Here is a 6,116-nt window from a genome sequence, read left to right on the forward strand (position 1 = left end):
CCCGACGGCGGCCCGCGCCGCCGGGCGCACGACGTCGATGACCGCCCAGCCGTCCTCGTCCCGGACCTGGCGGCAGGCGAAACGCTCGGCGGATGCGGCGTCGTCAAAGGACTCGGTGCGGATCCGTCCGCAGTCGCCGTCCAGATAGGTGACTTCCCAGTATTCGGCTGCTGATGCCTGTTGCTGTTCCATGGAATTAAGTCTGCAGCCGGCCTCTGACACTCAAGCGGTTAGTCGGCCGGTGTGTCGCCCAACCGCAGGACGCGCTCACGGGCCAGGTCCTCCCGCCGGCGGTCCCGGTCCGCGGCACGGCCGGCCTGGCGGGCCGCCGTGAGCGCGGAATCCCGTTGCCTTCGGGCCTCCCGCAGGCGTTCTTCCGCCGCCGCGAGTTCTTTGGCCAGCCGCGTCACCTCAGCGGCCAAGGCCTCTGCCTGCTCGGTCGCCTCCTTCTGGGCCGCGACCGTGCGGTGTTCCTCCCCGCGGCTGCTGCGGGCAGCCCTGGACGCCTCCTCCAGCGCGGCCCGGGCACGCTCAAGCGCGCTGGGTCCGGGTGGCCGCCGTTGTCCCACCGCGCGCAACCGGGGTTCAGTCCGTTCCTCGGCCCCGGCCTTTGCCCCGGCGCCCTCCGCCTTTTTCCCAGCAGGCGGGGGCCCCTTTGCTGCTCCCTCCGGGCCGGCTTTCAGCCCGGTCACGGGACCGGGCGCTCCGGGGACGGCCACGGCGCCGTCGAGGTCCACTACGTCGACGCCGTCCGCGCTCAGGGCGCGCAACAGCCGTCCGCTGCACACCGCGTCGGCCGCGCCCCGGTCCGCCGTCGCCGCCCGCAGCGTCTCCTCGATTTCCGTCGCGATGGTTGCACTGATGGCGCGGCCCTGCTGGGCGGCGGCCTCCCGGGCGGCGTCGACGGCGGCCGCCAGCTGGGTCCGGCGCTCCCGTCCCAGGCTGCGCAGCGCGGCGGCGTCGAGGCTGTCCTGCGCCCGGCGCATCGCGGTCCCCAGCTCCGCTAGGCCGGCGAGCAGCTCGGGCCGCCGGCGTGCCAGCATGTTCACCGCCCAGGCGCTGGCCGAGGGCTTGGGCAGCGTCCGGACCTCCGCCGCCAGGGCGCGGGTCTCCGGGGTGGGCGCCGACGCAGCCAGCAGCTCCTTCGCGGCCTCGGCCCGCGCCGGGACAAACCCGTCGAACGCCGTGCCGTAGAGCCGCGCCGCGATGCCCGCCAGCTCGTCCGTTGACATGCAAGAATCATAGAAGCTCCGGCCCGATCGCCGGGGGCGCGCAGCGCACGTTCACCGTAGGAGAGCCCCCACGTGATTGAGATTGCCGGCCTGCCGGCCCACATCCTCCTTGTCCACGCCGTCGTCGTCCTCGGCCCCATCGCCGGCGTCGCGGCGATCGTGTACGCCGTCGCCCCGCGCTGGCGGCGGCTCCTGGCCTGGCCGCTGGCCGTGCTCTCGCTCTTGCTGGTGCCGGTGTCCCTGGTGACCGCGCAAGCCGGCGAGCAGCTGGAGAAGGCCCGGCCCGCGACCAAGTTGATCCGCGAACACGCCGAACAGGGCGATGTGTTGAAGTACGTCTCGGTGATCTTCTTCGTGTTCGTCGCCGCGATGATCGTGGTCAGCTACGAACCGATCGGCCGCCGCTTCGCGTTCCTGGGCAGCCTGCGGGAAAACCGCACGGTCCGGATCATCCTCCTCGTCGCGGGTGCCTTGGCCGGCGTGTTCTTCATCTACCAGACCATCGTCACCGGTCACTCGGGCGCGGTGTCCGTCTGGTCCCGCTGACCGCCGCCAGCAACAGCACCAGCGCCACGGCCTGAAGCGCGGCGACGGTCGCCATGAGCGCCGGGCGGAACGGATAGAGCGCTCCGTACAGCGCCCCGCCCGCCAACGCACCGGCCCCCTCGAAGGCGGCAAACACCCCGTACGCCGAACCCTGCCGCGCCTCGGGGACGATGTCTGCGACCAGCGCCTTGACCGTCGAGTCCTGGATCCCGGTCGCGGCGCCCCAGACCGCCACGCCCGCCAGCGCCGGCCCGGCGGCAGGCGAAAGGGCCAGGACGGGCACCAACGCGACGAGCACCGGCAGCACCAGCAGCACCGCCCCGCCGGCACGGTCGTAGAGGTATCCGCTGGCCAGCGCGCCGAGCGCCGCGGCGCCCATGGCGGCGGCGTAGAGCAACGGCACCACGGCCACCGGGACATTGACCGCCGTGCTGAGGTGGAAGGAAATCACGCCGAACGCCACCAGCCCGGCGCTCCAGAAGAAGGCGCCCACGGCGAAGCGCAGGAAGACCGGCGAGAACAACGACGGCGCCGCCGCACCGCCGGGGCCGGCACCCGGGCCGGGTACCCGCCGGCGGAGCCAGACCAGGAGCGCCAGGACAGCCCCCGCGGGTACGGCCAGGACCGCGAACGCGGCCTGCAGGAGACCCGTCGCGGCCAGGACCGCGGCGACCAGCACCGGACCCAGCAAGGCCCCGACCAAATCCAGGGCCTTGTGCGCGGCGAACCCCCGCCCACGGCCCACGTCCGCCGCCGCGGCGGCCAGCAGCACCGTCTTGGCCGGGCTCCGGACGGCTTTGCCCACCCGGTCCGCGATGATGAGCGCCGAAGCCGCGGCCAGTCCTGCCGCTCCCAGGCCCGGAGTCACCGCCAGCAGCGGCACGCTCACCACGGTCATGGCATACCCGGCCACGGTGAAGCTCCAGTACCGCCGGGTGCGGTCCGCCCAGGGACCGAACACCACCCGCAGGCCCTGCGCCGCCGCCTCCGCGCCGCCGGTGACCAGCCCCACCACCAGCGCCGTCGCGCCGAGCTGGCCGAGCAGGGGTCCGGCGAGGGAACGGGCGCCGTCGGACACCAGATCGGTGACCAGGCTGACCAGGCCGAAGCCCGCCACGGTGCCCCAGGCGCGGTTCCCCCGGGGTGCGCGGCTACCTCCCGGTCCCCGGTTCCCTGGCCTGGGATGTGTCCCGCTCGCGGCGGCCGTTTGAGGGGCCGGCCGCTCCGGTGCTGGGCCTTCCATGGCATCAGAATCGCCCACCGGGAGCCCCGCTACAAGGCCTCCCGTGCGGGGCGGCCGGGCTTACAGGTGCCGGGCCGCGGACGATGGTGAGAGTATGAGCAACGATGACTGAACCCCAGAACCACTTTTCGCAGCCCGGCCACGATGCCGGGCCGCCGCGCGTCGCGGCCTGGCAGCTCGAGGAGATGACCGGCGGCCCGGGCGGGGCCACCCCCTGGTGGGAGCAGCAGGAGGCGCCCGCACCGCGGGAGTCCCTGGGGCGGCGGAGCTCCCGGGCCGTCGGCCGGGTGCTGGGGCTGCTGTTCCGGACCGTCGCGGTGGTCAGTGCCGCCGTCCTGATCGCCGCTGGCGCGTTGTACCTGCACGGGGACCTGTCCCCGTCCGGACTGTTGGGGCGGTTCCTTCCCCGACCGGCGGGGCAGCCGCTGCCGAAGGCCGGCGCCACACAGGGGGCCGCCCAGCCGCCCGCCGTTCCGGGAGCCGGAGCCGCTGACGGCGCGGCTCCGGCGCCGCGGGCCGTGACGGACCACCCCCCGGGAGGCCTGGAGGAAAACGCGTCCCCGCTGGGGTCTCCGGCCCCGCTTGCGCGCACGTCGCCGTCGTATGCTTTCCTGCACACCGGGAGCGACGGCAAGCCCTACACCTACGACCCGTGCCGGCCGATCCACTACGTCACCCGCGCCGCAAACTCTCCCGCGGACGGGCCGGTGCTGATCCGGGAGGCCGTGGCCGCCGTGTCCCGCGCCACCGGGCTGGTCTTCATCGACGACGGCGCCACCTCCGAGGCGCCCGCGGCCGAGCACAAGTCCTACCAGTCGGAGCGGTACGGGAACCGCTGGGCGCCGGTGCTGATCGCCTGGGAGACGACGGCGGAGGAACCGCGGTTCACAAACAAGGTCGTCGGCACGAACGTCATGGGCCTGGGCGGCAGCGAGGCCGTCAGCATCGGCAACTCGGGCTTCACGTATGTCAGCGGCCAGCTGGAACTGAACGGCCCGGCGATGCAGGCCATGATCGGCCGCGAGGGTCCGGCACAGGCCCGCGGCGTGATCGAACACGAACTGGGCCACGTTGTGGGGCTGGACCATGTGCAGGACCCCTCGCAGCTGATGAACCCTACCGACTCGATCGGCGTGACCACCTACCAAACCGGTGACCTCACGGGTCTGTCGATGCTCGGCCAGGGTCCCTGCCGGCCGGAGATCTAGGCGGTGCAGCGCTCTTACTGAAGACGCCCAGCGCCGTCGAGTAGGCTCTGGTGCCTATGTGGGGTTCTACGTTCATGTCGAGGGTGCCGATGGGCAAGGCCTGCGCGGTGCTGACGGTCGCGCTGCTGGCCGCGGTGGCCGCCGCGCCGACTGCCGGGGCCGACGACGCGCCCCCATCCGGCTACCCCTCGTGGGCTGACGTCCAGGCCGCCAAGGGCAATGTCGATGCGAAGGACGCCGAGATCCAGAAGATCAACGGGCTCCTGGACGGGTTGCAGCAACAGGCTTCCTCCCTGGGCGCCGCGGCGGTGCGGGCGGGACTGGACTATGCCTTTGCCCACAACAACCTCGAAGCCTCGACAGCGAAGCTGGCGACCCTGAAAGAGAAAACCGCGGCAGCCCATGCCACCGCCGACAAGCTTCACCGGCAAACGGGTGCCCTCGCCGCCCACGACTACATGGGCGGCGCTACGGACCTCGGGCCGTTCTCAGTGCTGGACACACTGCAGAGCAAGGACGGCCTGCAGAAGCTGGACGTCATGCAGTTCGTCGCCCAAAGGACCACGGACCTGTACAACAACTCGCGCGCCGCTGAGGCAGCTGCGGCGTCCCTGGATGCGCAGCAGTCGGTGGAGCAGGCCGAAAACCAGCGGCTCGCCGATGATGCCCAGGCCAAGCTGGCCGCCGCGCAGGACGCCCAGCGGGCCACCCAGGAGAAAGTGGACGAGGAAACCAAATACAGCGGGACCCTCACAGCGCAGCTGGCAACCCTCAAGGACACCAGCGCCGCGGTTGAGCAGAACTACCGCGCCGGGCAGGAAGCCCAGGCCGCCTACGAGGCCCAGCAGGAAGCGCGCCGGAAAGCAGCTGAGGAGGCGGCGGCAGCGGCGGCCAGGGCTGCCGCAGCGGCCGACGCTGCAACGGCCGCGCGGAGACCGGGACCTGCACCGGCGCCTGTACCGGCACCGACGGTGGTGACCCCGGAGATCCCCGGCGGCGCGGTCAACGACCCGGCCGGTGCCCAGGCGTTTGCCGCCAGCCAGCTCGGCTCCCACGGCTGGGGCGGGGACCAGATGAGCTGCCTGGTCAAGCTCTGGAACCAGGAATCGAGCTGGATGACCAACGCCACCAACCCCTCCAGCGGGGCCTACGGCGTCGCCCAGGCCCTGCCGCCGGAGAAGTATTCGTCCACCGGATCCGACTGGCTGACCAACTACCGGACCCAGATTTCGTGGGGGCTCGGCTACATCGCCGGGCGTTACGGGTCCCCCTGCTTCGCCTGGGACCACGAAGTGTCCAACAACTGGTACTGAGACGGTCCGTCCCACCGGACTCCACCAGAATGGTGCCATGCCAGGACCTCTCGAGAACCGCGCCCAGAACGTCACCGCACAGATGCTCCCGCACACGTACCGCGAGGGTTGTCCGGTAGCCCTGGCAGACCTCTGCGCGGTCAGCTTCGATCACCTCGGCTTCGATGATGCCGTCCACGAGGGCACCCTCATCGTCCACCGGATGATCTCGGCCCCGATCTTGGAAGCCTTCACCGCGGCGCTGGAGATGGGCTTTCCCATCCAGCAGGCCATTCCCATTGACGAGCCGCCCTTTCGGGGCGACGACTTCGTTTCGATGGCAGCCAACAACACCTCGGGCTTCAACTACCGCTCCATTGCCGGCACGGACAGGGTGTCCATGCACTCATGGGGCCTGGCTCTCGACATCAACCCGGCGCTGAACCCCTACCTGGCTGAGGACGGAATCTGGTACCCGGACGCCTCAAACGTTGACCGCAGCGCCCGGCCGGGAGTCTTCACCGCAGATCATCCCCTGACCGAAATTTTTGAAGACTTGGGCTTTGAATGGGGCGGTTCATGGGCCCGGCCGGAC

General features: G+C 71.6%; 7 protein-coding genes. 4 read left to right on the plus strand and 3 right to left on the minus strand.

Annotation, left to right across the window (positions count from 1 at the left end; translation table 11 throughout):
• Positions 1-192: hypothetical protein (locus AB0305_RS22290; RefSeq protein WP_366174072.1), on the minus strand; the 192-nt coding region annotated here is incomplete at its 3' end.
• Between the two features lie 38 nt (positions 193-230).
• Positions 231-1,232, minus strand: coding sequence for a hypothetical protein (locus AB0305_RS22295; RefSeq protein WP_364136618.1), 1,002 nt, complete (start codon positions 1,230-1,232; stop codon positions 231-233).
• Between the two features lie 72 nt (positions 1,233-1,304).
• On the opposite strand from AB0305_RS22295, the gene AB0305_RS22300 reads away from it, so the two are divergent.
• Complete coding sequence (locus AB0305_RS22300) at positions 1,305-1,778, plus strand: DUF2231 domain-containing protein (RefSeq protein ID WP_290256510.1); 474 nt, start codon at positions 1,305-1,307, stop codon at positions 1,776-1,778.
• Here the strand turns inward: AB0305_RS22300 and AB0305_RS22305 are convergent.
• Positions 1,738-2,895: an MFS transporter gene (locus AB0305_RS22305; protein ID WP_364136620.1), complete on the minus strand. Its 1,158-nt coding sequence runs from the start codon at positions 2,893-2,895 to the stop codon at positions 1,738-1,740. The genes AB0305_RS22300 and AB0305_RS22305 overlap by 41 nt on opposite strands.
• Before the next feature lie 230 nt (positions 2,896-3,125).
• Between AB0305_RS22305 and AB0305_RS22310 the strand changes: the two genes are divergently transcribed.
• The 3 genes from AB0305_RS22310 to AB0305_RS22320 form a co-directional block, all read left to right on the plus strand.
• Positions 3,126-4,229, plus strand: coding sequence for a hypothetical protein (locus AB0305_RS22310; RefSeq protein ID WP_364136622.1), 1,104 nt, complete (start codon positions 3,126-3,128; stop codon positions 4,227-4,229).
• Positions 4,230-4,303: 74 nt separating this feature from the next.
• A complete protein-coding gene (locus AB0305_RS22315; protein WP_364136624.1) occupies positions 4,304-5,542 on the plus strand; it encodes a hypothetical protein in 1,239 nt (412 codons plus the stop codon).
• Between the two features lie 37 nt (positions 5,543-5,579).
• On the plus strand, positions 5,580-6,116 hold a 537-nt coding region (locus AB0305_RS22320; protein WP_366174076.1), incomplete at its 3' end, for a M15 family metallopeptidase.

The organism is Arthrobacter sp. NPDC080086, assembly GCF_040702285.1.